Source organism: Micromonospora sp. DSM 45708 (assembly GCF_039566955.1).
Classification (GTDB): domain Bacteria; phylum Actinomycetota; class Actinomycetes; order Mycobacteriales; family Micromonosporaceae; genus Micromonospora.
The window spans coordinates 3,924,178-3,949,480 of sequence record NZ_CP154796.1 but is presented as its reverse complement, the minus strand read 5'-3'; the positions used below and the strand labels follow the sequence as shown (position 1 = coordinate 3,949,480).

18 protein-coding genes are annotated in these 25,303 nt (G+C 73.2%); 5 read left to right on the top strand and 13 right to left on the bottom strand.

The window, feature by feature from the left end:
• Positions 1-12: 12 nt before the first annotated feature.
• From VKK44_RS16635 to VKK44_RS16590, 10 genes are all read right to left on the bottom strand, one after another.
• The gene (locus VKK44_RS16635) at positions 13-1,908 is read right to left on the bottom strand and encodes a hypothetical protein (RefSeq protein WP_343442011.1); all 1,896 of its coding nucleotides are present in this window, start codon (positions 1,906-1,908) and stop codon (positions 13-15) included.
• Positions 1,905-5,438, bottom strand: coding sequence for a DUF5682 family protein (locus tag VKK44_RS16630; protein WP_343442010.1), 3,534 nt, complete (start codon positions 5,436-5,438; stop codon positions 1,905-1,907). The genes VKK44_RS16635 and VKK44_RS16630 overlap by 4 nt, the downstream gene beginning before the upstream one ends.
• Positions 5,422-6,582, bottom strand: coding sequence for an AAA family ATPase (locus VKK44_RS16625; protein WP_343442009.1), 1,161 nt, complete (start codon positions 6,580-6,582; stop codon positions 5,422-5,424). The genes VKK44_RS16630 and VKK44_RS16625 overlap by 17 nt, the downstream gene beginning before the upstream one ends.
• A complete protein-coding gene (locus VKK44_RS16620) occupies positions 6,579-11,336 on the bottom strand; it encodes a hypothetical protein (RefSeq protein ID WP_343442008.1) in 4,758 nt (1,585 codons plus the stop codon). Before VKK44_RS16620 ends, VKK44_RS16625 begins: the two co-directional genes overlap by 4 nt.
• A complete protein-coding gene (locus tag VKK44_RS16615) occupies positions 11,333-12,208 on the bottom strand; it encodes a DUF4132 domain-containing protein (RefSeq protein ID WP_343442007.1) in 876 nt (291 codons plus the stop codon). The genes VKK44_RS16620 and VKK44_RS16615 overlap by 4 nt, the downstream gene beginning before the upstream one ends.
• A gap of 788 nt (positions 12,209-12,996) precedes the next feature.
• The gene (locus VKK44_RS16610; RefSeq protein ID WP_343442006.1) at positions 12,997-15,006 is read right to left on the bottom strand and encodes a hypothetical protein; all 2,010 of its coding nucleotides are present in this window, start codon (positions 15,004-15,006) and stop codon (positions 12,997-12,999) included.
• The gene (locus VKK44_RS16605) at positions 15,003-16,154 is read right to left on the bottom strand and encodes a 5'-methylthioadenosine/S-adenosylhomocysteine nucleosidase family protein (protein ID WP_343442005.1); all 1,152 of its coding nucleotides are present in this window, start codon (positions 16,152-16,154) and stop codon (positions 15,003-15,005) included. The genes VKK44_RS16610 and VKK44_RS16605 overlap by 4 nt, the downstream gene beginning before the upstream one ends.
• Positions 16,151-16,882 (bottom strand): NUDIX hydrolase, encoded by a 732-nt coding sequence (locus VKK44_RS16600; protein WP_343442004.1) that lies wholly within the window; start codon positions 16,880-16,882, stop codon positions 16,151-16,153. Before VKK44_RS16600 ends, VKK44_RS16605 begins: the two co-directional genes overlap by 4 nt.
• A gap of 228 nt (positions 16,883-17,110) precedes the next feature.
• Positions 17,111-17,398: a hypothetical protein gene (locus VKK44_RS16595; RefSeq protein ID WP_343442003.1), complete on the bottom strand. Its 288-nt coding sequence runs from the start codon at positions 17,396-17,398 to the stop codon at positions 17,111-17,113.
• 543 nt (positions 17,399-17,941) lie between these two features.
• The gene (locus VKK44_RS16590) at positions 17,942-18,211 is read right to left on the bottom strand and encodes a hypothetical protein (protein ID WP_343442002.1); all 270 of its coding nucleotides are present in this window, start codon (positions 18,209-18,211) and stop codon (positions 17,942-17,944) included.
• 140 nt (positions 18,212-18,351) lie between these two features.
• Here VKK44_RS16590 and VKK44_RS16585 point away from each other — a divergent pair, with 140 nt between their 5' ends.
• Positions 18,352-18,594 carry a hypothetical protein gene (locus VKK44_RS16585; protein ID WP_343442001.1) on the top strand — a complete coding sequence of 81 codons (243 nt, stop codon included), beginning with the start codon at positions 18,352-18,354 and terminating at the stop codon, positions 18,592-18,594.
• A gap of 289 nt (positions 18,595-18,883) precedes the next feature.
• On the top strand, positions 18,884-19,471 hold the full coding sequence (locus tag VKK44_RS16580; protein ID WP_343442000.1) for an RICIN domain-containing protein: 588 nt from the start codon (positions 18,884-18,886) through the stop codon (positions 19,469-19,471).
• A gap of 9 nt (positions 19,472-19,480) precedes the next feature.
• Here the strand turns inward: VKK44_RS16580 and VKK44_RS16575 are convergent, their stop codons facing one another.
• The 3 genes from VKK44_RS16575 to VKK44_RS16565 form a co-directional block, all read right to left on the bottom strand.
• Positions 19,481-20,287, bottom strand: a complete 807-nt coding sequence (locus VKK44_RS16575; protein WP_343441999.1) for a replication-relaxation family protein — start codon at positions 20,285-20,287, stop codon at positions 19,481-19,483.
• 252 nt (positions 20,288-20,539) lie between these two features.
• Positions 20,540-21,997, bottom strand: coding sequence for an SDR family NAD(P)-dependent oxidoreductase (locus tag VKK44_RS16570; RefSeq protein ID WP_343441998.1), 1,458 nt, complete (start codon positions 21,995-21,997; stop codon positions 20,540-20,542).
• A gap of 104 nt (positions 21,998-22,101) precedes the next feature.
• Positions 22,102-22,593 carry a hypothetical protein gene (locus VKK44_RS16565; RefSeq protein WP_343447971.1) on the bottom strand — a complete coding sequence of 164 codons (492 nt, stop codon included), beginning with the start codon at positions 22,591-22,593 and terminating at the stop codon, positions 22,102-22,104.
• A 90-nt stretch (positions 22,594-22,683) separates the two neighbouring features.
• Here VKK44_RS16565 and VKK44_RS16560 point away from each other — a divergent pair, with 90 nt between their 5' ends.
• From VKK44_RS16560 to VKK44_RS16550, 3 genes are all read left to right on the top strand, one after another.
• The gene (locus VKK44_RS16560; RefSeq protein ID WP_343447793.1) at positions 22,684-23,532 is read left to right on the top strand and encodes an alpha/beta hydrolase family protein; all 849 of its coding nucleotides are present in this window, start codon (positions 22,684-22,686) and stop codon (positions 23,530-23,532) included.
• 205 nt (positions 23,533-23,737) lie between these two features.
• Entirely contained in the window at positions 23,738-24,523 is a 786-nt protein-coding gene (locus VKK44_RS16555; protein ID WP_343441997.1) for an ABC transporter ATP-binding protein, read from the top strand.
• Positions 24,520-25,293 (top strand): ABC transporter ATP-binding protein, encoded by a 774-nt coding sequence (locus tag VKK44_RS16550; RefSeq protein ID WP_343441996.1) that lies wholly within the window; start codon positions 24,520-24,522, stop codon positions 25,291-25,293. The genes VKK44_RS16555 and VKK44_RS16550 overlap by 4 nt, the downstream gene beginning before the upstream one ends.
• Positions 25,294-25,303 lie beyond the last annotated feature (10 nt).

The following is a 25,303-nucleotide window of genomic DNA, read 5'->3' as shown; positions in this document are numbered from 1 at the left end:
GGTCGGACCGGCTCACCGTCGGGGCAGCCAGGACGCCTCGACCAGTGCCCGGGACGCCGCCTCCTCGTAGACCGCCAACGCCAGCCAGGACTCCGCGAACGCCTGCCCGTCGTCGTCGGTGACCCGGCCGAAGGCGTCCCGGGCCCGGTTCCGCGCCGCGCCGCTCATCGCCCCGACCAGGTACCCGCCGACATCCAGGCGGGCCCGCCGCAGCTCCCGCTCGGTGGAGTCGGCCAGCGCCTGGACCGCCCGGCCACCCGAGACGACCCGCTCCACCTGCCGGCGCAGCAGACCCAACGCCGGATCGCCGAGGGCCGGGCGCGGCGACGCGGCACCGAACTGCGCAGGCGGCACGGGCTCGCCGAGGTTCGGGCGCCCACCGGCGACCGGCGTCGACGCCGGCACGCGGTCCGTCCTGAGCTGACTGTGGTGCAGCCGGTCGTACCCGAGATCGGCGTGGCCCGCCCAGCTCTCCGGCAGGGCGAGCCCGGGCCCACCGGCGGACACCGGGCCCACGGCGAGCGCCTGGACAGTTGCCCGCCGGGTCGGATCGAGCCGGCCCACCAGGCGCAGCTCCGCCCCCACCGACTGCCCCAGCAACCGCAGGTTGTCGCGGTGGGGCAGGCCGGGGTGCTCGTCGGCGACGGTCAACGTCAGGACCGCGCCGTCGCCGGTGGCGGCCAGCACGGCGTTCTCCTGGGCACCCTGCACCCGCACGGTCAGGAAGAGCAGGTCGGCTCCGACGGGACGCTCCGGCACCGGTTGGGCTGACGCGGCGAGGGCCCGCCGTACCTGATCGGCCAGGGGCTGTGCCCACAGCCCGACCAGGGGTTCGTCGGCCCAGCCGGCGCCGCTGGCCCGCGCCGCGCGCACCGCACGTCCGGTGCCCAGCTGCCCCGACACCGACGCGGTGCCGCCGGAGACCACCAACCCGGCCCGGGTCAGCTGCCGGTGGGTGAGCCCCGACTCGCCCACCGCCACGGTCGAGTCACCCGCGCCGGCGGCCCGCCCGGCACCGCCCGGCGCGAGGTCGGCGACCGTCCACAGCCGACCGTCCCGGTCCACCAGGTAGGTGACCACCCCGGCGTACCCGGAGTCGGCCACCACGGGCACCGCGCAGAGCCCGTACAGCCGCAGGCCGGCCTGCGGATCGTAGGCCTGCCGGGCGGCGCCCAGCAGCGGCCTGAGTTCCCCGGCCGGCGGGCCGGTTCCGCGCAGTCGACGGGACACGGCCAGCAGCTCGCGCAGATCGTCGGTCAGGTCGGCCAGCCGGAACTGCGACTCGGCCGCCCGGGCGGCCTGTAGTCCCGCCGCGACCCGGGTGCCGGACGCGGCGGCACGGTGCAAACCGTTGGCCCTGGCCTCGTGCACGGCCCGGAGCAGGGCGGTCCGCAGCACGACCCCGCAGCCGACGGTCCCGGCCCCGAGCACGGCCACCGCCACCTGCCACAACCCGTCGGCGGCGGCGCGCTGACGCGCGGTCAACTCGCCGCCCCCCGCCGACCCGCCCCCCGCCGCCGCCGCCGACCCGCTGGCCGTCCCGGACGCCGCGACGGCGGTCGGACCGGATCCCGTGCCGGCGGTCGGACCGGCGGCCTCCGGCACCGGGTCCGTCGGGGCCGGGTCGTCCACCGGGGCCAGGGCGAGCACCGCCGCGCGGTGCAGGCAGTTGGGTGCGAGCAGGCAGCTGCATCGGGCGTCGGCGGCGGCGCGCACCACCCCGTCGACCGCGACCAGCGTCACCGTGGTCGCGTCGTCGACCCGGACCGTCACCGCGCCGGCCGTGCCGGCGACCGGCCAGTCGCTGGCCCGGGCCGCCGCGTCGTCCACCTTCCTGCGGAGCCGGGCGGGCAGCGCGTCGAGCGCCTCGGCAAGCACCGGCGCGGTCACCGCTGGCAGGCCGGTCATCCACGCACCTGCTCCCCGACCCACCGGGCCAGCTCCAACGGGCTCAACGCGGCGATCGGCATCCCCGCCGCCACCAGCTGACCGGCCGCCGAGACCGAGTACCGGGGTCGCCCGGTGTCGTCCAGGCTGGCGCAGCCCAGCACGGTACAGCCCGCCTCCACCAGCGCCCGGGTTTCGGCCAGCAGCCCACCCATCGGAAATCCCTCCTCGAAGTCGCTGACGACGACCACCATGGTCCGTCGCGGGACGGTGACCAGTGACCGGGCGTGACGCAACCCGGCCGCGATGTGCGTACCCCCGCCGACGCTGACCTCCAGCAGCAGGGCCAGCGGATCGTCGACCCGCTCGGACAGGTCCACCACCTCGGTGGAGAAGGCCACGAAGTGGGTGGTGAGCGCCGGTACACCGGCGAGCACGGCGGCGGTGAGCGCCGACCAGATCACCGACTCCTCCATCGAGCCGGAGACGTCGACGACGAGCACCAGCCGCCAGTCCACCCCCCGGCGGGCCCGGGTCCGGAACACCGGCCGCTCGGGCACCAGCACGACCCGGCCCTGCTCGTCGCGGCGGCTGGTGGCCAGGTTGGCCCGCAGCGTCCGAGGGAGGTCCAGCGGCCCGCCCGGTCGGTAGCTGGGGCGGGGGGTGGTCAGCCCGGTCAGCGCCGGCCGCAACCGGGAGGCCAGCTCCCTGGTCAGCTCCTCGACGAGGCGGGTCACCAGCGGTCGCAGCCGAGCCACGGTGGACTCCGGCAGCCCACCGGCGAGGGTGAGCACGTCGCGGAGCAACTCGACGGAGGGACGCACCGCCGCCGGATCGAGCTCGACCGCCGCGTCCAGCCGGCCTGCCTCGACCGCTCGGGCCAACACCTCCTCGCGGATACCGGGCCCGAACAGGACCGCCAGCTCCTCCGCCCACTCCCGTACGCCGGGGAACGACGCCTCCCGGCCGACGCGACCGGCCGCCTCCACGCCGGCCCCCTCGCCCCGGCCGGCCCCGTACAGCTCGTCGAGGGCGGTGGCGTACCGCCGTGCGCCCGACCCGGTCCGGCTGGTTTCCCGACCGAGCACGAGCCGCCACCGGTCGACCGTCGCGAGCGCGTCGGTCGGAGCCCGGCGGGCGGGCGGCGGCGTGGCGCCAGGAGCGTCGACCGGCCGGTCCGTCGGCGGCTCCGCCGGCTCGGGGGTGAGGAAGCCCTGACGGACCAGTGCCGACCGGCCCGCCCGGTCGGCGAGCAGCCGGACCAGCAGGGCGTCCGGATCGTCGAGCACGGCGATGTCGGTGGCCGGATCGGCCCCGCCCAGCCGCGCCCGGACCACGTCCAGCAGGCGATCCCGGCCGGCCGGGCTGACCACGTGGAAGCCGGCGCGCAACGCCGGCAGCCGGGTGAGGAACTCCTCGTCGGGCAGCGCCTCGACCCGGTCGAGGAGGCCGTCCAGCACCTCGCCGCTGCCCCGCAGCAGCGGCTCGGCGACGACCAGCAGCCCGGTCAGGTGGCCCTGGAGTTGCCGCCGCGCGGTAGGCGTGGTCGCGGTGTCCACCCAGGACGCGATGCGCCGCCCGAAGGCGGCCGGCTCGCCCAGCCCCAGCAGGACCCGCACCGCCCCGGCGGCGGCGGCCATCAGCGGCGTGCCCTGGGCGGTGAGCCGGGCCAGGCAGTCGGCCAGCCGCAGCACCACCCCGGCGGCGTCGGCCCGCTGGGCGAGCGCGGCCAGCGCCTCCGCGTCGGCCACGTCCTCCGCACCGGCCAGCCCGTCGACCTGCCGGACCGCCGCGCTCTCCAGCGCCTCGGCGACCGTGCCCAGCTCGCCCGCCGGCAGCCCGGACCCACCCGGAAGCTGGCCGAGGCGCAGCCGGTCGAGCAGCGCCAACGCGGCGATCAGTTCGCTGAGGGTGCCCTCCGCCGGCACCGTGACCGCCAACTCGGTGAGCCGACGCACGGTCAGCCCGGTCAGGTCGCACCGCGCGGCGGCCTCCAGACCGCCGATCACCGCGGCCACGGTCGGGCCCTCCTCGGCCCGTTCCCGCCGCCGCCGCTCCACCAGGGCGCCCTCGGCGGCCTGGGCGAGGGTCACTCCGCGCAGGCCGGCCACCTCGATCGTCGCCTCGGTCCGGGGCGACCAGCCCACCCGCCAGCGCGAGGTGATCGCGTCGACACCGCCGACCCCCGCACCGACGACCGGTTCGGCGTAGGCGACGCCACAGACCGCGAGCCGGTGCAGGGTGATCTCGCGCCGTCGGTCCAAGTCGGACCGGAGCGGGTCCAGCCGCAGCTCTCTGGCCGGGTCGCCGGCACCCGGCAGCCGCAGCCCGGCCAACAGATCCCGCACCACCAGGGCCAGCCCGGAGCGGGGAGCACCGGGGGGCAACGCGCCCCGCCGGTCGCCGACGAGAACCTGCTCCATCGCCCCGGCCACCACCCGGCCGCGGCCCAGCACCTCGCCGTGGGCCAGCACGCTCTGCATCGCCTCGACCAGCTCACCGCGGCCCGGCGCGGGCAGGCCGCGCAGTCGGGCCAGGTCGAGCGCGAGCCGGGCCGTCTCCCGGGCCTCGGCCGGACCGGCCGGATGACCGGCCCGGCGGATCGCCGCACAGACGGCCACCACGGCGGCCACCGTCGCCGACTCGACGGCGGTGGGGTCACCGCCGGCCGCGAGGACCGACTGCTGCCACTGCGGATCGCGGATCCCGGCCGGATAGCCCGACCGGGCGTCCAGCAGCCCGAACGTGTACGGCACCAGCGAGGTCACCACCGACGGCGGGCTGGCCGGGCCCGCCGGGGGTGCGCCCGCCCCGGTCAGCAGCGCCGGGGCGTGGAAGGCGCCGACCAGGGCGGCGACCCGTTGTTGCCCCGCCTCGGCCAGGCACTGCCGCATCCGCGCCTCCCGCCGCAGGTCGAGAGGGGACACCCCGGCCCCTCGCTCGGCATCGGCGCGCAGCGCCCAGCCGACCGCCAGCGCCGCGCGGCGTACCGCCTCCGGGCTCGCGCCGGGCGCTCGTGCCTCGACGGACCGGTCCCACAGGTCCTCGTCGGGACGCCCGGTGCCCGCCGCTCGCAGCGCGTCGGCGAACGACCGGCCCGTCGCCGGGGCGCCACCCGGCCCGGGGTGGCGCTCCCGCCACGCCGCGTCCGTCAGGGGCAGGTCGCACGGTACGACCGGGACCCCGTTGCGGGCGGCCCAGCGCACCGCGACGAACTCCGGGGAGAAGTCGGCGAACGGGTAGAACGCCGGCTCCCCACCGTCGCCGACCACGCCGGCCAGCGCCACCGGTGCGATCGTGGTCGGATCGGCGAGCCACGGCAGCCACTCGCCCAGCTCCGGTGGGAGTTCGAGGAGCAGCACCTCGGGCCGGAACTCGGCCAGCAGTCGCGGAAGCACCACCGCCAGCGCGGGCGAGTGGTGCCGCACCCCGATCAGGTACGGCCGGCGGCATCCGGCCAGCTCGGTGACCGCGACCACCGGATCGAGCTGCCCGGCGGCGGCCGGGTCCCGCGGCTCGGCCGGGTCCGGCGGCTCAGTCGGCGAGGACATCACGCAGTTCCCAGAGTCGCCGCCACAGTCGCGCACCGTCCTCGGCCCGACGCCGGACCGCGCCGTCCCAGTAGCCGAGCAGCTTGGCCCCGTCGGCGGGGTCGTCCTTGCGGACCACGCCCAGCAGGTGCCCCGGCAACAGCGACAACACGTCCCGGTCGCCGGGGAAGTATGCCGCCGCCAGGGCCAGCGACGTCGCGACCGCCACCGCCTCGGCGGTGCTCATCACCGTCGAGGGCCGCTCCACCTCCCAACCCTCGACCGACCGTCCGGCCCGCAGGTCCCGGAACGCGGTGACCAGCGCCTCCAGCACGGCGTCGTCGACCGCGAACGGGGTGCGTACCCGGTCCAGCGCCGCCCGGGCCTGCCGCCGCACCAGCGTGGTCTCCTGCGCGAGGTCGGGGATCGGGCCGACGGTCTCGAAGTTGAACCGGCGCTTGAGCGCGGCGGACATCTCCGACACCCCCCGGTCCCGGAGGTTGGCGGTCGCGATCAGCGTGAAGCCGGGCGCGGCGGGAACGGTGGCCTCGACGGTGCCGGACAGCTCCGGCACCGCGATCCTCCGGTCGGACAGGATGGACACCAGCGCGTCCTGGACCTCCGGCAGGCAGCGGGTGATCTCCTCCACCCGGGCCACCGCGCCGGTACGCATCGCGGTCATGATCGGCGACGGCACCAGCGCGGCGGCGCTGGGCCCGTGCGCGAGCAGCAGCGCGTAGTTCCAGCCGTACCGGAGCTGGTCCTCGGTGGTGCCCGCGGTGCCCTGCACGACCAGCTCGCTGGTGCCGCAGACCGCCGCGGACAACAGCTCCGACAGCATCGACTTCGCGGTGCCCGGCTCGCCGACGAGCAGCAGTCCCCGCTCTCCGGCCAGGGTGACGACACAGCGCTCGACCAGGGCCCGCTCGCCGACGAACTTGGCGGCGACGGCCAGCTTGCGGGGCAGGGTGTCGCGGCGGGCCTCCTTCGGCAGCTCAAGCTCGGCCTCGGCGCTGCCGGCGATGAACGTGACGACCGCACGGGGGGTGAGCCGCCAGCCCGGGGGCCGGGGCCCGTCGTCGTACGCGGCGAGGAACTCCAGCTCGGTGGCGTGGGCGTGCTCGGCGGGGTGGACCTGCCGAGCCGCCGGGGTGGTCGTGGTCATCGGCGCCTTTCCGTGACGAGATCATCGAATCGGGGTGCGTCACCGGCGTGCAGCCGGTCCCAGGCGAGCGCGAACAGCCGGGGCGCGGGAGCGATCGGGATGACGATGCCCAGGGCGGTCACGCCGCCCTCGCCCCCGATCAGCAGCGGCAGCTTCCACCGCTCCAGCGGCAGCAGCGGCGCCTTCAGCGCCAACCAGCCACCGGGCAGGAACAGGGACCGCCCGGCCCGGGACCGCTTCGCGACCACGACGTGTGGGGTCGCGGCCAGCTCGGCCCGCGCCGCCTTGAGCCGCGCCGGCTTCCACCCGGTCCACCGGGCGACGTTGCGGTCGGTGGGATCGGGCAGGGCGAGCAGTTGCAGGTAGAGCGCGGCGGCGTCGGCGCTCAGCCCGAGCGTGGCGCCGACCGTCGCGACCAGCTCCGGCGCGGACCGGGTCGGGTCCTGCGCGAAGCCTTCGGCCGTCGGCGCGACGGTGTCGGACACCGCCTCGGTGAGCTGGTCACCGAGCAGCGCCCGCAGCGCCGCGAGCACCGACTCGTCGGCCCCGTCGAGGCGGGCCCGCAGCACCGCGAACACCGGATCGTCCACCCCCCGCAGCCCGGCCGGGCGCAGCCGCACCTGGTGCCAACCGGTGTCCGGCGGGATGACCACCGGGCCGATGCCGGTCCCGGCGGGGCCGGTGGTCGCCGGAGTGCCGAGCGCGGCGGCGAGCGCCGGGATTTTGGGCTCGTCGAGGCGACCGACCGGGATGGTGAAGTCGGGATCGGTCAGCCGCTGCCGGGCCAGCCGGGCGGCGACCGGCAGCGCCGACCGGATCGGATCGTCGGCGGACAGGTCGTACGCCAGCCACGGCAGCGTCTTGGTCAACGCGACCAGCACCTCGTGGTCGTCGATCCCGGGGGCGGTGCCGGCCAGCCAGCGGCAGGTGGTCGGATTCGCCACCCCGTGGATCACCTCGGAGGCCGACAACGGACTGGCCACGTCGGCCCGGTCCACCCGGACGATCAATTCGTCGGAGACCGGCCGACGTCGGCCGTGCCGCCGGATCCACTCCTCGACGATCAGGTCGTGCCGCGGCCCGTCGGCCCAGAGCGCCGCCGGGTCGTCGGGCACCAGCCGCCCCAGCACCTCGGCCACGCCCTCGCGCCGGTCGTCGCCCCAGAACCGCGCCGCCACCGCCGCGGCCGCCGGGTCGGGCAACCCCAACGTGGTACGCACCGGCGCGCCCTCGGCCTTCTCCCACGCGACCCGGGGCAGGCCCGCCAGCAGCAGCACAGCCTCGGCGTGGCTCATGCCCGCCTCCTCGGACAGCGCCCGCGCCCGATCCGCGCGCCAGGGCGCCGGGCCGTTCCCGCGGACCAGCCGGACGAAGGAGTCGATCCGCTCCGGCGTCACCGCACCGGTCCGCATGATCTGCTCCCCGGTGATCCGGAAACCCGGCACCGCGTCGAACCGTCCGGTGGACGCCCAGTCGAGCACGTCGACCTCACGGTCGTCGGTGTCCACCCCGAGCACCAGCAGCCGCCGGCCGCCGGCGGTGAACACCTGCCCCCTGACGTGGTCGAGCGGTCGAGTGCCGTCGGCGACCAGGGTGGCCCGCCGTACCCGGCTGCCCGGAGCGACGAGCCCGGACCGGGCGCAGGTCTCCAGCAGTGTCAGCAGCGCCTCGCGTACCTCGGGCCTGGTCACCGGTCCCGCCGCCCGGTACATCGCGGCGGGCAGCAGCCCCAGCGCGTCGAACCAGTCGAGGTCGCCGTCCAGTTCGATCGGGGCGGTCGGGACCGGCCCGGTGCCGGTGAGCGCGGCGCCCGCCCGCGCGATGAGCCGCTGGGCGCTGTCCCCCTTGCTGTAGCAGTATTGGATGAGCCCGGACAGCCCCTCGACGAGGAGCCGGTCGGCGGCCGTCTCCTCGGCACCGGCCGGACTCCGATCCCCGGCCGGCGAGGCGCTGCCCGGCCGGCCCGCCAGCACGTCGGCCAACGCGCGCAGCCGCGCCGCCTGCCCGGCCGCCTGCTCGACGAGGCCGGCGACCCCGGCGACGAGAGCGGGGGCGGTGAGCTGCGGGAGGTGCCGGCCGACCAGGGCGCGCACCTGCGTGGTGTCCAGCCCGGCCGCCTCGGCCAGCAGCGCCCCGGCCTGCGCGTCGGTGACGGCTCGCAGCGCCGCCGAGCCGGCCTCGTCGCGGAGGCGCAGGAAGTGCCAGAACTCCGGCGGCGGCACCAGGCCGGTGCCGGCGGCGGAGGCAGAGCGTTCACCGCCCAGCGGGTACCACCCGAGTTGGAAGCCGTCGTCGGCGCAGACCAGCAGCGAGCCACGGTTGCCCCGGCTGCTGCGCAGCAGACCGTGGGTGGCGGTCGCGCCCGGGAATCGCACCGCTGCGGCCAGGCTCCCGTCCGGGCCGACACCGGCCGGCAGCGCGAAGGACCGGCCGTTCACTGCTTCGCCGGCCCAGCCGCCGTCGGGGCCGCGCCGGACCCGCCACCCGGCGAGCCCGTCGGCCCGGCCCAGCGGGCTGTCGGCCGACTCGGTGGGGCGCAGCCAGCACAGGTCGGCGTCCAGCGGTTGGCCGTCGACGGCGCCGTCCTCGAAGAACGCCGGCAGGGAGGACCGCCCGGGCTCGCCGGTCGCCGGGTCGTACTCGTGCCACCCCCGGTTCTGCTCGCGGGCGCGCACCCAGTAGGTGCTGCCGTCGCTGATCACCCGACCGCCGGTCCGCTCCCCCCGGTCACCCACCCGCAGCGGACGCCGACCGAAGGTGCGCCCGCCGCCGGGCAGCGGCAACGACAGGTCGGCGTACGGGTTGAAGGCGTCGTCGTCGATGACGAAGACGTCGTCCGGCGCGCCGCTCCAGTAGGCGGCCCGGTCCGGGCCCCGGTCCCAGCAGACCAGCAGTTGGCCGTCGACGTAGCGCAGCACCTGCCGCCACAGGTAGCGGCGCTCCCCGGCCGGGATCCGCATCAGGTGCTCGTGCTCCACCCCGTCCGGCCCGACCACCAGCACCAGGTCGCCGCGGACCAGCAGCAGGTAGGGCCACTGCCCGATGAGCCGTAGGTCCTCGCCCGGCTCGCCGAGGCGATCGGCGGCGGCGTCCAGGGCCGGCCAGCCGTACTCGTCGAGCAGACCGGTCCGCAGGGTACGGCCGAGAATCGGGCCGAGGTCGTGCGCGACGAGCCGGCGTACCGCGTCGGGGTTGACCGCGAACCCGGCCGGGCAGGCAACGGTGCCGACCCGGTCGAGTTGGTGGTCGATCGCCGGCAGCCCCTGCCGGCCCACCGCGTCGGCGAGGGTGTCCAGCCACCGCCGCAGGGCCGTGCGGAGCCCGGGCGCCGCGATGATCTGGCGCACCCGCGCCGTCGTTTCGCGCTGGTCGCGCGAGCCGGTCCGCAGCCGGCCCTCCACGCCCTTCATCAACGCCGGCAGGAAGCGCGGGTCGGCGGCGGTGGCCACCAGGTCACGCCGGCCGGGCGTCTCGTCCGACAGCCACTGGTCCACCCAGTACCGGGCGGTGTCGGCCGGGTCCGCGACCGGCACGCCCAGCGCCAGGCAGAGGTCGAGCAGGTCGAGGTCGACCGCGTCGTGGTCGCGGCAGAGCGCGACCGGCACACCGTCGGACTTCAGCCGCCCGGCCATCCGCTCGACCAGCGCCAGCAGCCCGGGGTGCCGCTTGCGTGCCCGCCAGGAACGCCGCTCGCGGTGCCCGTCGATGCGGCGCAGCCAGCCGGCGGGTCCGTCCGGCGCGTCGGCCCCGGCGGGGACGCCACCCGCCGGCTCGGTCAGCGCGGCCGTGGCGCCGGCCTCCTCCAGCACGCCCAGCCAGACGTCGTCGCCGCAGTGCTGCGGGGTGAGGCCGAGCAGCCGGCCGCGCAGGGCTGGATCGGCGGCGGCGAGCCGGGCCAACGGCTTCCGGTAGGCCGTCCAGAACGCCTCGGGCGCCCGGTTGAGCGCCGGGGCGGCCAGCAGTTGGCCGAGCACCTGTTCGTCGGCGGCGATCGGGTCGAGGCCCGCCTTACGGGCCAGCCGGCGCAGGTCGGTGTGCATCGCCGCGTACGGCGGGAGGCCACCCAGGGTGCGCTCCACGCACAGCCGCAGGAACATCTCGTACGCGTCCGCCGGGGCACACCGCGTCGCCAGGTCTCGGGCGTGTCCGGAGAGCGCCTTCGCGGTCAACGCTCCGGCCAGGGCGAACTCCAGGAACACGGCGTGCTGGCGGTCCTCGTCGATGGTCAGCCCGTAGGCCCGTTCCGCCTCGCGTGCCTTGCCGAACATGGTCGCCGCGTACGTCACGCTGTCGGCGGCCAGGAACGCCCGGCCGGCCTCCTCGTAGAACGTCGGCAGGAAGTGCGGCACCGACCGGGCCAGCCGCTCGCCGAGGGCGTTGAAGCCGTCCTTCGCCGGGCCGATCCGGGACTTGGCCGTCCGGGCCAGTCGCTCGATCTCCTTGACCAGGGCAAGCGCGTGGTGCCCGTTGGCCGGGTCGTGGACCAGCGCCCACGCCGGGAAGCCCAGCGCCTGTTGGCGGACCACACCGACCGGGGTCACCCGGTGCGGGCGGGCGAAGCCCAGGAACTCCATGGCGAGGTCCTCGGCCTCGCCCAGCGCGCCGCTGACCAGCCGGACCACAGCCCGCCCGGCGAGCACCGGGTGGGCGTACCGGCGGGCGGTCAGGGTGTCGACGACGTCCTCCTTGGGCACCACCGTGCCGGCCGGCAGCACGGCCCCCGCTTCCACCAGGTCCATCGCGTCGATGCTCACTTCTCCTCCTCCTGCTGCTCCGCCACGACCCGGCCGGCGTGCAGCGCGGCGGCCATCCGGGTGCCTTCCGACCAGGCCACCGGGCCGACCGCGCCCAGCGGCAGGGCGGTGCCGTGCCGGTCGGTGAAGACGAGGTCGCCGGTCTCGGTCTCGTAGTACGGGTCGTCGGCGCCGACCCACGACCGGGCCTCGACGGTGCGGCCGTCCTCGAAGATCCGGCACACCGCGTTGCCGCCGCGCACCGGGTAGCCGAGCTTCGTCGCGCGGGCCGTCAGGTGACGCAGTTGGTCGTACTTGCCGCCGGAGTAGTCACCGAACCGGGTCGCCTTCGGGTCGACGTCCGCTCCGCGGACCCAGGTCTGCCGGAAGAGTTGGTCGACGGACTGGCGGACCTGGAGGTCGGCGGCGAACTCGCGCAGGTCGTCGAGGTCGGCGAGGGTGACCGGGTGCGGGACGACGACCCGCCGGGCGGCCCGGCGGACCGTGTCGCCGTCGAGGTTGACCAGCCCGATCTGGCCGTCGCCCACCTCGCGCAGCAGACCCACCTCGTCCGGGTCCCAGTGGCCGTCGTCGTCGAGCACCGCGACGACGAGGTCGGTGAGCGCGGCGCGCCACGCCTCGTCCGGCCACACCTCGGTCAGGACCGCGACCGGCACCGGCAGCGAGCGCACCATCCAGCGCTCGACGTCCGTGCGGCACTGGGTTTCGTGCCGGGCCAGCCACTCGGTGAGCTGCCGCAGCCCGACCACTGTCGGATCGTCCCGCAACGACGCCGGCAGGGAGCGGAGTTCGCGCCCCTTCGCGTTACGGGCGACGACGTCGCGATCGCGGTAGGTGACCTGGTAGCCACCCGGAACCTCTGACCATCCCATGTGGACATCCAACGCTCGACGGGAGAAGACACCGGAGGCTAGCCCAGCCGGGCGACAAACCCGCCGTCGCTCCGCCGGGCGCGGGCCGACCCGGCGCAGACCCGGCTGCCGGCGCACGCCAGTCGGCGAGGCGACCAGCCACTCAGGTCTGTCGGCCGCCACCCGTGACGTGCACAATCGGCCACATGACGATCATGGTAGGCGGGCCGCCCCGCCCACGACACGCCGGCCGACCTCGCTCGGCGCTCCTGACGGGCGGGGTGATCGGAGCATCGCTGACCGCCTTCATCGGTGCTGCGTCGTCGAGCGGGCGCCGCTGATCGTCGGGGGATCTGGTCCTGCCCGCGGTCTATGGCCTCGCCCTCTTCCTCGCCACGTTGCCGCGCGGCGCCCGGGAAGCGGCCTTCGTGCCGCGCACGGGCCTGGCGCCCGGCGTCTCCTGGGCCGGGTCGCTGCCCCTGCCCGTGATTCCGCCGCATAGCCCGATCCGCCTTCCACCGCCGCTGGACCGTCTCATCGACGACCTAGTCCCACCACCGCGTCGGGCACGCCGCCGTGGCTCGCCGCCCGGGCAGCCCATGGCGGCCTCGCGACCGAGTAGGGGCGCGCCGTTCCCCCGGGTGACGGGTTCTGTCGACACTAACGTCCGTAGCAGGTCCGCAGGTATCAGCCGGCTGACCCTGAGCGAGGCTGGATCACGACGTCCGTGTCACCGAGCACCACCCCGCTGCAGCCCAAACCGCGGTGCTGTCCGACCCCGACCCCCGCGCCGAGCAGCATCGCATTCGTCAGCTCTCCATCGCTGCGACGAGCCGCCGGAGGCCGGCGCGTTCTCGGCGGTTCTCGTGGGTGATCCATTCCTTGCCTTCGGCTGCGATGCCCTCTAGCACGTGCAGGGTGCGTTCGAGGCCCGAGGCGTCGAGCGAGACCTGGGAGGCGATGCGGTCGTCGTCGCCGAGTTCTGGCATGCCTGGCCACTCACCGGTGATCGTCAGCTCGTCCCGGGGATTATTCGTCAGGGTGAGGGAGAGTTTCTTCTCGCCGTTGCGGGCATCGACGACGTGCGCCGCCACGACCGAGTTGTACTGGTAGGTGAGGCGTTGCTGATCGCCGAGTTCCATGGTCTCGAAGTCGAGGGTGACCGTGACCTGGCGGACGCCGTCCTTGGTGAGCAGGAAGAGGAGAAGTTTGTATCGCGAGTAGCGCCAGGGTCCCTTGCTGACCCGGGCCCGCTTGCACCCGGGTACGGGCGCCTCGATGAAGGCGTGCGCTATCACGTCCTGCGCGGCCACGCGGTAGTGCCGCAGCGTGTCCTCGACCAGGATCTTGCGGTCGCAGTCGAGCCAGTGCGCCATCTCCGCGTCGGTCGGCTTCGATTCCAACTTGCGAACCCACCTGTCGTACGCCGCGCGCCGGTCCTCGTAGTCGCGCCGGACCCGGTCTAGGTCGTCCCGGTAGCGGTGGCCCTCGAGGAGAATCGCGAACCAGCCCTGGATGGCGAGCCGGGCCCCGGCCACGATTCCGGCCGTCGCGATCACCGTCGTCAACGGCGCCTCGGCGAGGGCCTGCCAGAGCAGCAGCGGGCCGGTAACCACTAGGGCGAACACCGCGGTGCCGAAGGCGGTCCACGTCGAGGATGGCACTCGGGAGTCCTTGGGATCCGCGGTCAGCTCACCGCTGAGCCACTGCCGCTTGACGTCGCTGGCGAGGAATCTCACTAGCCAGGCGACACGCTTGGCGTCGACCGGTTGCTCCCGGTACAGCTCGACCAGCTCGTTACGGAGGGTCTGCCGGATGCCCGCCGTCTCCGCCAGCCACGTCTCCCGGGCCATGTCAGGCGGCAGGTAACGTCCGAAGTAGCGGTCGAATAAGGAGTCCATCGCGGAGGCGAACCGGTCGGACTGTGCGGGAGCACGTCGGGGTGTGAGGGTGAGACGCTGGCCGGCCGCCCGGCGTCGATGCCGAGCCAGCCTAATCGTGAAGCCGGCCCGGACCACGACGACGACGGCTCCAAGAGCCACCATCAGATAGCCGGCTGAGCGGAGCCATGAGTGGGCCCAGGCGTACTGGACCACCGCAAGGCCCGTGACGAGGAGCAGTGCCGAGCCGCCGAGGGCGCGTAGATAGTTCCCCGCGTCTTTACGGATCGGATGTGGCGGAACCGGCCTGGGAGGGATCGGCTTGGGCTGGAAGAACTTCCAGACCCGCTCCGCCCGGCCGTTGGCTGTCCTGTCCCGCCGGGCGGTCGCGAACGTCTTCTGCCAGGTCCAGTCCTGGTGCGGGCCGGCCAAGAAAACCTCGAGGTGGTTGAGGATGCTTTCCTGCAGGGGCGGGTTGAGCGATTCGAATTCCTTGACCACCACATCGATCGCGGCCGGGTCGGGAGTCTCCGCGGTGGTCTGCGGCAGCGAGTCCAGCAGCGAACCGACGGCGTTGATGCCCCGGGCCCAGGGATCTTCGCAGCGCTGCGCCGCCCAGCGGCGGACGTGTGCCAGCTGCGCGAGTTCCTGGTCCGTCAGGCTCTGCAGGGTACGGCCGCTCAACAGTGCAAGCGCCAGATAGAAGTAGGCGCGGGAGTTCTGGTAGCCCCGGGCAATGGCTTTCCTGATCAGCTCTCTCGCCTCGGGTGGGGCGCTGATCTCCAGGTAGCGGAGGCCGACCTCGAACTGCCGCTCCGGCGGGTCGTCGTCGCTGACGTGGTATCCGCCCTCGATGTGGACCTCCTGGGCCTGGAAACCCACCCGGGCATCGCCGTCAGCGACGTTGGTGAACGTCCTCTCCTGCGGTCCGGCGCTCATGACAGATCCCGCAGAGCCGCCATGAGCCCCGCGACCCGCGTGGCGAGGTCCGTCCAGTCCAGCAGCAGGCCGCGCAGCTTCCGCAGGGCCGTGGTCGCGCGGCTCCGTGCCTCGTCGTCGGCCGGAGGTACGTCGGCGGCGGCTGCGTCCATCTCCTGCTCCGCCGCGCGATAGGTGACCGCGTCCACGTCACCCGCCTCATGGCACTTACGGAGCGAGGCGCGCAATTCCGCGAGCTGATCGTGGAATGTCTCCCCGCCCGCACCGCCCGGCGCGCCGTAGACGGTCGCGTGGTGAACGGTGTGTGCCTGGAATCCAACGTGAGCGTTGCCCTTGGCGACGTTTCTGACGGAGCCGGACATCGATGCACCACCTGCTTCCTTTCGAGGACGGCGAGGAGAGGAGCCAGACTCGGCCCCGAGTTCCTGGGCGAGCGCGAGGGCGAAGGCCGCGGCGTTGGCGGCGGCACGCGGCTGCCAGTTCTCGCCGTCGGTGTGGACCTTGGTCCCGTCGGCACGGTCGCTGATGCCGCGGACGACGACGGCCGGCAGGGAGCGGTTCAGGTGGGCGGCCTGGGCGACCCCGGCCGACTCCATCTCCACCGCCAACGCGTCGTTGTAGTGATCACGGATGCGCGCCGCCTCGGGCGAGGACGCCGAGTCGAGGACGACCTCTCCGGCGGCGATTGGGCCAAACCGCACCTTGGGCACTCTTCCGGCGAGGCCCCTCGCCCAGCCTCGCTCCCGCTCAAGATGCCGGGCGAGCTGATCACAGGCATGGGGGATCTCCCACACGCGAGGCCGGGTGCGGAAAGCATCGCTCTCGCTAGTGCCGCCGTGATAGGCGTACACGTGGGTGGCCACGACGACGTCGCCGAGGCCGACGGAGGGCCAGAGCGCCCCGGCCACGCCGGCGAAGATGACCGCTTCCGGGTCGAACTCGGTCATGGCGCGCTCGGCGATGACAGCGGAGGGGTGGTTGCCCTTGCCGACAAGGCCGAGAATGATCTCACAGGAGCCTCCGGTCACGGTGCCACGCTCGAAGCGCGTGCCCATCGGATGTACGTGTGGTTCGACTTTCGTGAGACGTTCGCGGACCGCGTTGTACTCGAGGTCCAGTGCGGTGAGCACGACCACGGGTTTGGTCATCTCTTGTCTCCTCCGGCTGCGACGGTCGGAACCGTGCGGATCATGGGCGGGTAGAGGTTCCGGCGCGGACCAGCGCGGTAGACGCGGGCCGGACGGCCGGTGCCCGTGGCGCGGGGCGGACCGGCGGGGACCACGAAGCCCTTCGTACTCTGGACTTTGCGGTAAAAGTTGCGGGGATCGAGCGGGGTGCCCCAGACGGCCTCGTAGACCTGCTGCAGCTCTGTGAGGGTGAAGACCTCCGGGCAGAAGGCGGTCGCCAAGCTCGTGTGCTCCAGTTTGGAGCGGGCACGCTCCACCCCGTCGATGACGATGCGCAGGTGGTCGAAGGCGAGTGGCACTCGCGCGGCCAGTACGTCGTCGACTGGCGTCCACTCAGCGGCTGCGGCGTCGGTTCCAGAGACGGGCTCGGGAAGGCGCGGCACGACGGCGAGGTGAGCGACGGAGACCACGCGCCCACGAGGGTCACGGTCGGGGTCGCCATATGTACCGAGCTGCTCCAGGTGCGGGATGTCGTTGAGCCCCGCCTCCTCCCGCAGCTCCCGGCGAGCGGCGGTGAGAATGTCCTCGCGCTCATCGGCGAGGAAGCCACCAGGCAGCGCTGCCCGCCCGATGAACGGCTCAATACCGCGCCGCACGAGAAGCAGGTTCAGACAACCACCGCGCAAGGTGAGGATCACGAGGTCGACAGCGAGCAGGATCAGGGGTGGTTCCCAGGTGTCATCGGGCACTGCTCGACCATAGCTTCTTGTCGATCTGACAAAAAGGGGTCGGCGCTGTCGCAAGACCGACACCTTGGGTAGCAGCTAGATCACCAAGGGGTGATCCCGAGTGCGGTGGCGCCGCCATACGTAGTGGCGGTGATGCCGGGAAAGATGAAGCGGGAATAGTGGGATAGAGCCGGGTGAGTGCCGCGCATGGCTCGGTAGCCACCTTCACGGATTCGGCGTAGCGCCTTATCACTTGCCGTGGTCGGCCCGGGCTGGCGTCATCCCGGCCATGATCGAGAGAATCGAGTCCTCCGTCTGCCGGTGAGCGTGACGACCGAGCCTGGATCGCTCGGACCCCAGACCACCCTGTTCGAACACGCCCTGCGCCTGCATCAGCAGGATCCGGACTCGCCCCTGCCGCGTGATGGCGAGCCCTGTCCGGACGACAGACGCCACCGCTACCGGCGGCAGCGCCCGCAGACCCGGAAAGATCAGCGCCTCCGCGGCGTCGAAGTTGCCGCCATTCTCGACATGCACTTCGGCAGGCCGAGGCGCAACCGAGCGAACTCGCCGACGCTTTCTGCGAGGCTGACGTCCCGATCCATCACAACGAGCACATCGCTGCAGCGGCGCTGCGCGCACGCCGGCAGCAGGTGCGGCACAGCCCCGGTCGATGCTCAGCCACTGTTGGCTGGCGCTGCTCGCCACGGATTGGGCGGAGGAAGACATCCCGCTGACCCAGACCATCGGTCTGCTGTCGCATAGGTTCGGGCCGTTGGCCGCCGAGGCGCTGCGACGTCGCCGAGGAGGCGGACAAGCGTTGTTGTGGCTGGCCCAGCGTGTTGCCGGTTGGGGGCGGGTCTACGTCATCGAGGCGCTCTGCCAGCACGGGGCGTACGCCTCGCGTCGATGGCTGCTGCGCCACGCCTGCGACGGCGACTACCTCAACGGCTACTTCGTGGTCGACGTCGGGTTCGCCGAGATTGTTCGGCAACTGACCGAGGCAGCCCGGGCAGACGCGAAGCCAGCCCGGACGAGGTCACGCAGCACCCGCTCCGACGCGGCGGCCCGCCAGATCGGTCAGTGCTCGCCGTCTCCCACCTTTCGCCAGGCAACCAGACGCTCGGCCATGGGCCCGGTGCCGGCGCCCTCGGGCGACATGCCGAAGTGACCGCGGATTTCCTCGTCGAGGTACTCCCGAATCTCGTTGCTGTCCGCTCCACCGGCCAGCCTCGTCAACAGCGGCGAGAGCATGCAGTCGTACTCGTCGACGTTGGTCTCCGGATCGAAGACACCGATGAAATCCCACTCGTTGAGCAATCGTCGCAACTCGTCCGCCCGCTCGTACATGCGGCGATGATCGCATGTTGGACGGCACACAGCCCGCCGTCGAACAGCAGAGGCCCGTGCACTCCTTTGCCGCGAGTCGCGCGGTCATAGCCGGCGGTGACGACGGTAGTGTATGACTACCTCTCCTGCTTCGGCTTCCCGTGTCGTACCTGGCGATCAACTCGCTCGACGACCTGTTGGGCTGGTACCGACCAGATCCGGCCGGTCTCGATGTCGGCCTGGCGGCGGCGCTGGGCGGCGCGCAGTTCGTAGGCGTGTTGCCGGCAGGCCCGCTTGCAGTAGCGACGCTTACGGGCGGTGAGCGGCTGCGCGATCGTGGCGCCGCACCACCCACATGGTGTCTCGATCTCGTGCTCGGTGACCCCGTCACCGAGCAACGGTAGGTCGGCCGGGGTCACGTCACTGAGGATGCAGCGGACAGGTGTGCAGAAGGTGTGTCCCACTCGCGAGGCCGGGGTCTTGGCGGTCACGCGAGTGGGCTGTCCGCAGGGCAGGCGTGTCCACGATGGGTCGGTGGTCCGTCCCACCGCAGGGTGGCCGCAACCTTCACTATCTGAACACGCATCCCCCTTCGCGAACGTATTTTTTAGGTTCGGTTTCTCTCGGTAAGGGTGTCCACCCGCAATCGCCCACCGGTGCGGCGGCTGCGGCGGCCTATCCCCGGGAGGAAGCATGTCCACGCGTCTGAGGCGAAACGCACGGCGGTCCATCCGCACCTTGCTCACTGGTGTCGCTCTGGCGACGTTACTGTCGGTCACCTCAGCCACCGCCGCCGTCTCAGCCCCTCCGAGGGCTGTCCGGGCGGGCGAGGGGCCGGTAACGATTCTCGCTGACCAGTACTACGAGATTCGGTCTCAGCTCACGCAGCGCTGCCTGGACGTCGAAGGTGCCGGAAATGGCGACGGTGTGCCGGTGATCGTGGCGAACTGCTGGGGCGGGGCACACCAGAAGTGGAGGCTCTTTAACGTCGGCAACGGCTACTACGAGCTCCATCCGCTCAACAGCCAGCGGTGCCTTGACGTCGCCGGGTCAGGTCTCGACCAAGGCGCTCCCGCCATGCAGTGGGGATGCTGGGGCGGCGCCAAGCAGCATTGGCGGTTGGCTGACGCTGGCAACGGCTACTACGAGATCCGAAATCAGCTCACCCAGAGGTGCCTTGATATCACCGGTGACGGGCTCGGCAACCCCGCCCGCGCGATGATCTGGGACTGCTGGGGCGGCGCTAAGCAGCATTGGCGGCTAGCGCCGATACCCGCGTAGCGCCCGCATTCACAGTTGTAGGTAGGCCGCCCACAGCCCGTCTGCCCGCACCGGCTTGACCGGCGGGCGTAGTCCGCCGCCGACCTCAACGATGACGACCGGTAGACCCGGAACGGTGCCGTGCCGGCTGATGCCGGCCGCAGGACGCCAGCAGGACGGACACGGCACCGGTCCGGGGCCGTGCGATGTTGCGGCAACCGTCGTCCTGGCCTCGTCGACACCGTCCTCCTGGTCACGCGGGGTCCAGCCGGATCGGGCGGTGGCCAGCCGGGCGGCGACCAGGCGGGCCCCGGCGACGCGCAGCCACCAGTGCCGCGGCGTGGACCCCGCCTCCCTTCCGGGCCGGACCGCGTCGACCAGCCCGGCGGTGCGCCGCCGGTCCAGGCGGTGGCGGACCGTGCGGACCGGCGTGCCAGTGGCCCGCGCGAGCTGGTCGGTGGTCAGCACCCGATGGGCGTCGAGCAGCCAGCAGGTCGTGGGACGGGCCGCCGGTGGCCCGCAACCGGGCGACGAACGCACGGTCGTCCGACACGGCCGGTCGCAACTGACCGCCGCCAGGTGCCGGCCGGCGCCCAGGCCGTTGTCGAACTCCGACCAGCCGGTCTCGTACCGCTGGCAGAGGGCACGCGCCGCCACGTCGGTCATCGGGTCGCCCGCGTCGACGACGGGCCCTTGCCGCGCCGCCAGTCCGACGGCTTGTGACCGGCGAAGGTCTTCCCGCGCGGGATCCTCCGTCGGGACAAGGTGAGGATGCGGAGACGGCGCATGAAACAGGGTATCCGTATCGAATTGCGCGATCGACAGAACGGCCATCATGGACGAGCTAAGGAAAAGCAGGGAGATTACGCCGCCGACGGATCGATGGCCGTTGTTGCAGACGGTCCTGGGCCTACCTCTTGGCAGCTAGTCTGATCGGCAGCAGGGACGTGTATACAAGCTTGCGCGGCCGTCCGTGTCGAACGCTTCAACTGGCCGCCAGCCGGCCGGTCTCGCCGTTGAGCCGATCCGAGCCCATGCCGTGGTTGCCTTCCCGGCGCCGGCAGGCCTGGGTGGTCGTGGGCGCGCTGATCACCAGGCGCAGGGCGCGTAGTCCTTCAGGAAGCAGCCGTAGAGGTCTTCGCCCTGTTCGCCGCGGACGATCGGGTCGTAGACCCTGGCCGCGCCGTCGACCAGGTCCAGCGGGGCGTGGAAGCCGGCGTCCGCCAGCCGCATCTTCGTCGGGTGGGGCCGCTCGTCGGTGATCCAGCCGGTGTCGACGCTGGTCATGAGGATGCCGTCGGCCAGCATCTCTTGGGCGCTGGTTCGGGTGAGCATGTTCAGCGCGGCCTTGGCCATGTTGGTGTGCGGGTGCCCCGGCCCCTTGTAGCCGCGGGCGAACTGGCCTTCCATTGCCGACACGTTCACCACGTACTTCCGGCGGGCGGTTGCTGCGGCCATCGCCGGTCGTAGTCGGCTGACCAGCACGAACGGTGCGGTCACGTTGCAGAGCTGGACTTCGAGCAGCTCGACCGGGTCCACCTCGTGCACCCGCTGCACCCAGCTGTTGACCGGGTCGAGGTCCGGCACCAGACCGCCGGCGTCGATGGCGGTGGCTGCCGCGATCCGTTCCGGCGAGGCGGAGCCGCTGGTCAGCGCCAACGCGGTGAGCGCCTGCGGGGTGACCGTGGCCGACTGCGGCGAGGCGATCATGCCCGAAGGGTCGCCCCGGCCGGCAGGCTTGGCGAACGTGATCAGCTCCGGCAAGGGGCCGTCCGGCAGGGCCGCCGCCTCCGCGGCGACGAGCTGCGCGTATGCCCCGGGCGTGCGGCGGACGGTCTGCGCCGCATTGTTGATCAGGATGTCGAGTGGTCCCTGGGCGCTGACCGAGTCAGCGAGGGCGATCACTTGGGCGGGGTCGCGCAGGTCGATCCCGACGATTCGCAGGCGGTGCAGCCAGTCCCCGCTGTCCGGCATCGCGGCGAATCGTCGGACCGCGTCGTGCGGGAACCGCGTGGTTACCGTGGTGTGCGCGCCGTCGCGCAGTAGCCGCAGCGCGATGTACATGCCGATCTTGGCTCGGCCGCCGGTGAGCAGCGCGCGTCGGCCAGTCAGGTCGGTGCGGGCGTTTCGGCGCTCCCGGTTGAGCGCGGCGCAGGGCGGGCAGAGCTGGTGGTAGAAGGCGTCCACCTCGTGGTAGCGCTGCTTGCAGACGTAGCAGCCACGCGGATTGTGCAGGAAGCCGGCGGTGGCACCGACGGTGGGGGAGGCGAGCGGGATGCCCTGGGTCTCGTCGTCGATCCGGCCCGGGGCGCCCGTAGCGGTGGCCGCCGTAACCGCGCGGTCGGCCGCCGCGACGGCATCCCGCCGTTCCTCGCGTCGCCGCTGCTTGATCACCTTGTAGAGCTTCGCGGTGGCCCGTTGCACGCGCACCACGTCGGGGTGATCGGGAGGCAGGTCCTCCAACGCCTCGAAGACGCTGAGACAGGTCTCCAGCTGTCCACGGTCAATGCCGTGTTGACCGGTTTCGGTAATGTTGTCCGCCGTCATGCGTCGCTGTCTCGTTCCGTTCCCTGCGCCGGATCTACCCGGCCCACCCCAAGTCCGACCCGGAACTGTACGCACCGCACGGCCTCCGACGCATCCGCGTCTGTTCAACAGCCTGAAGATCGTGGAGGCCAACCTCGTCCGGTGTACGGAGCCCTTGAAACGAAGACACCGCCTAGGTCTCGCTCTGACGGAGGCGTCGAAAGGTGATCTTCGGTGACGCGTCTGACAATCGACGTCGGATTGGGAACCCGTCGGTGGTCCGACAGCAGGTAGACGTTGTTGCCCACCCCGCCGGCGGGCAGTGCCAGCGTCGACTCCTTCGCCGCGCGCAGCGCCGCCGGTGGCCGTGGCATCTCGGGGTGCGGCGCCCGGTTGATTCCTTCCACGGTGACCAGTGCCAGCGGCACCAACAGCGCCAGTGGCAGCAGGAGCCGGAGCCCGCGCCTGGGTGGCGGCTTCCGGGTCGGCTCGTCCAGCACGGTGACCAGCCGGCCGCCGGCATCGCCGGCAGCAGGGGTCGCGCACGGTGGGCGCGGTACGCCGGTACCGGCGATTTTGCCGATGCGGACGAGGGCGGGCAGGGCAAAGGATGACATCTGTCGATGTAACCCCACCCGTAGGGAGTGCCCGGCGTGTCATCACCAACCACCACCCGTCCCCGTTCCCTCGCTGCTCGTGCCGTCGGGATGGCGCTGGCCGCCGTCCTGGCCGCCGGCGGCGTGCTCGGCGCGTCGTCCGGCGTCGCGCAGGCCGCGGAAAACCCGTACGAGCGCGGCCCCGACCCCACCGTGGCGATCCTGGAAGCCAGTCGCGGCCCGTTCGCCGTCGCCACGGACAACGTCTCCTCGCTCAGCGTCACCGGCTTCGGCGGGGGAGTCATCTACTACCCGACCAGCACGAGCGCGGGCACGTTCGGTGCCATCGCCATCTCGCCCGGCTACACCGCCGCCTGGTCCAGCATCGACTGGCTCGGGCCCCGGATCGCCTCCCACGGCTTCGTAGTGATCGGCATCGAGACGATCACCCGTCTGGACCAGCCGGACAGCCGGGGCCGGCAGCTGCTGGCGGCGCTGGACTACCTGACCCAGCGCAGCTCGGTGCGTGGCCGGATCGACGCCACCCGGCTCGCGGTCGCCGGCCACTCGATGGGCGGCGGCGGGACGCTGGAGGCCGCCGCGTCGCGCCCGTCGCTGCAGGCCGCCGTGCCGCTGGCGCCGTGGAACCTGGACAAGACCTGGTCCGGGCTCCAGGTGCCGACCCTGATCGTCGGTGGCGAGGCGGACACCGTCGCCCCGGTCGCGACGCACTCCGAGCCCTTCTACAACAGCATCCCGGCCTCGGCCGAGAAGGCGTACCTGGAGTTGAACGGGGCCAGCCACTTCTTCCCGCAGACGGTGAACACGCCCACCGCCCGGCAGATGGTGGCCTGGCTGAAGCGGTTCGTCGACAACGACACCCGGTACGAGCAGTTCCTCTGCCCGGGACCGACCGGTCTGGCGATCGAGGAGTACCGCAACACCTGCCCGAGCGCCTGACCCCGTCGGGCGGCCCTGGCCGCCCCGGCCGGCCCGCCGGCGCCCCGCGCGACGGCGGGCCGGCTGCCGCCCGGTCCCCGGTGCGCCGTGCGCACGCACACCTTCAGGCCCCGCTCGTGCACCGGGCGGAGGTATTGACGCCGGAGGCGAGAAACGTACACTCCGAGTGTAAATATCGCGCCCCGCCGGACCGAGGGATGGGCCAATGGAGCAAGGGCTCGCGCTGCACCACATCGGGGTGCGCTTCGGTGGTCTCACCGCCCTCGACGACGTCTCGCTGCGGGTGCCCGCCGGCCGGGTGGTCGGCGTGATCGGCCCCAACGGCGCGGGAAAGACCACCCTGTTCAACGTCATCTGCGGCTTCGTCGCCCCGGACGCGGGCACCCTCATCCTCGACGGCCGCCCACTGCGGCCCCGGCCGCACCGGCTGACCCGGCTGGGTATCGCCCGGACGCTGCAGGGCACCGGGCTCTTCGCCGGGCTCACCGTGCTGGAGAACGTGATGGCCGGCGCCACCCACACCACCCGTGCCGGCTTCCTGCCGGCGCTGCTCGGCCTGCCCGCCAGCGACCGCGACGAGCACCGGCTGCGCCGGGACGCCCTCGACGTGCTCGACCGGCTGGGCATCGCCGCGCACGCCGCCGCCGCGCCGGGCACGCTGCCCTTCGCCGTACGGCAGCGGGCCGCCCTGGCCCGCGCCCTGGTGGCCCGGCCCCGGCTGCTCCTGCTCGATGAGCCCGCCGGCGGCCTCGGCGCCGAGGACATCGCCGAGCTCGCGGAGCTGATCCGCGAGCTGCCCGGTCGTGACCCGGACCCCTGCGCGGTGCTGCTCGTCGAGCATCACATGGATCTGGTGATGTCCGTCTGCGACGACATCGTGGTGCTCGACTTCGGGCGGGTGATCGCCGCCGGCACGCCGGACGAGGTGCGCGACGACCCGGCGGTCGCCGACGCCTACCTGGGCGCGGCCGTGGACGAGGCCGCCGCATGAGCGGGCGATTCAGCCGGCTCGACGCGCCGGCCCCGCACGGCGGTGGCGCGAGCGGCGGGGACCTGCTCACCGTACGAGGGCTGGTGGCCGGCTACGGCGCCGCGCCGGTGCTGCGCGAGGTCGACCTCGCCGTCCCCGCCGGTACCATCGCGGCGGTGGTCGGGGCGAACGGCGCCGGCAAGACCACCCTGCTGCGCGCCCTGTCCGGCATGCTGCGCCCGCTGGCCGGCCAGGTCGTGCTCGCCGGGGAGGACCTGCGCGGCACGCCGGTGGAGCAACTGGTGCGCCGGGGGATGGCGCACGTCCCCGAGGGGCGCGGGGTGATCGGCGAGCTCACCGTGGACGAGAACCTGCGGCTGGGCGGGCTGTGGCGCCGCGACAAGGCCGACTCCGCCCGCGCCCGGGACGAGGTGTACCAGCTTTTCGAGCCGCTGGCCCGGCGTCGTGGCCACCTCGGCCACCAGCTCTCCGGCGGCGAACGGCAGATGCTCGCCCTCGGCCGGGCCCTGGTCGGCCGGCCCCGCCTGCTGCTGCTCGACGAGCCGTCGCTCGGCCTGGCGCCGCGGGTGGTCGCCCAGATCATGGCCCTGCTGCGCCAGCTGCGCGACGGCACCGGGCTGACCGTGCTGCTGGTCGAGCAGAACGTCCGCAGCGCTCTCTCCGTCGCCGACCAGGGGATCGTGATGTCCCTCGGCCGGGTGGTCCGCGCCGCCCCGGCGCAGCGGCTGCGCGACGACGTCGACCTGCGGCACGCGTATCTCGGATTCTGAACCCCTCGTC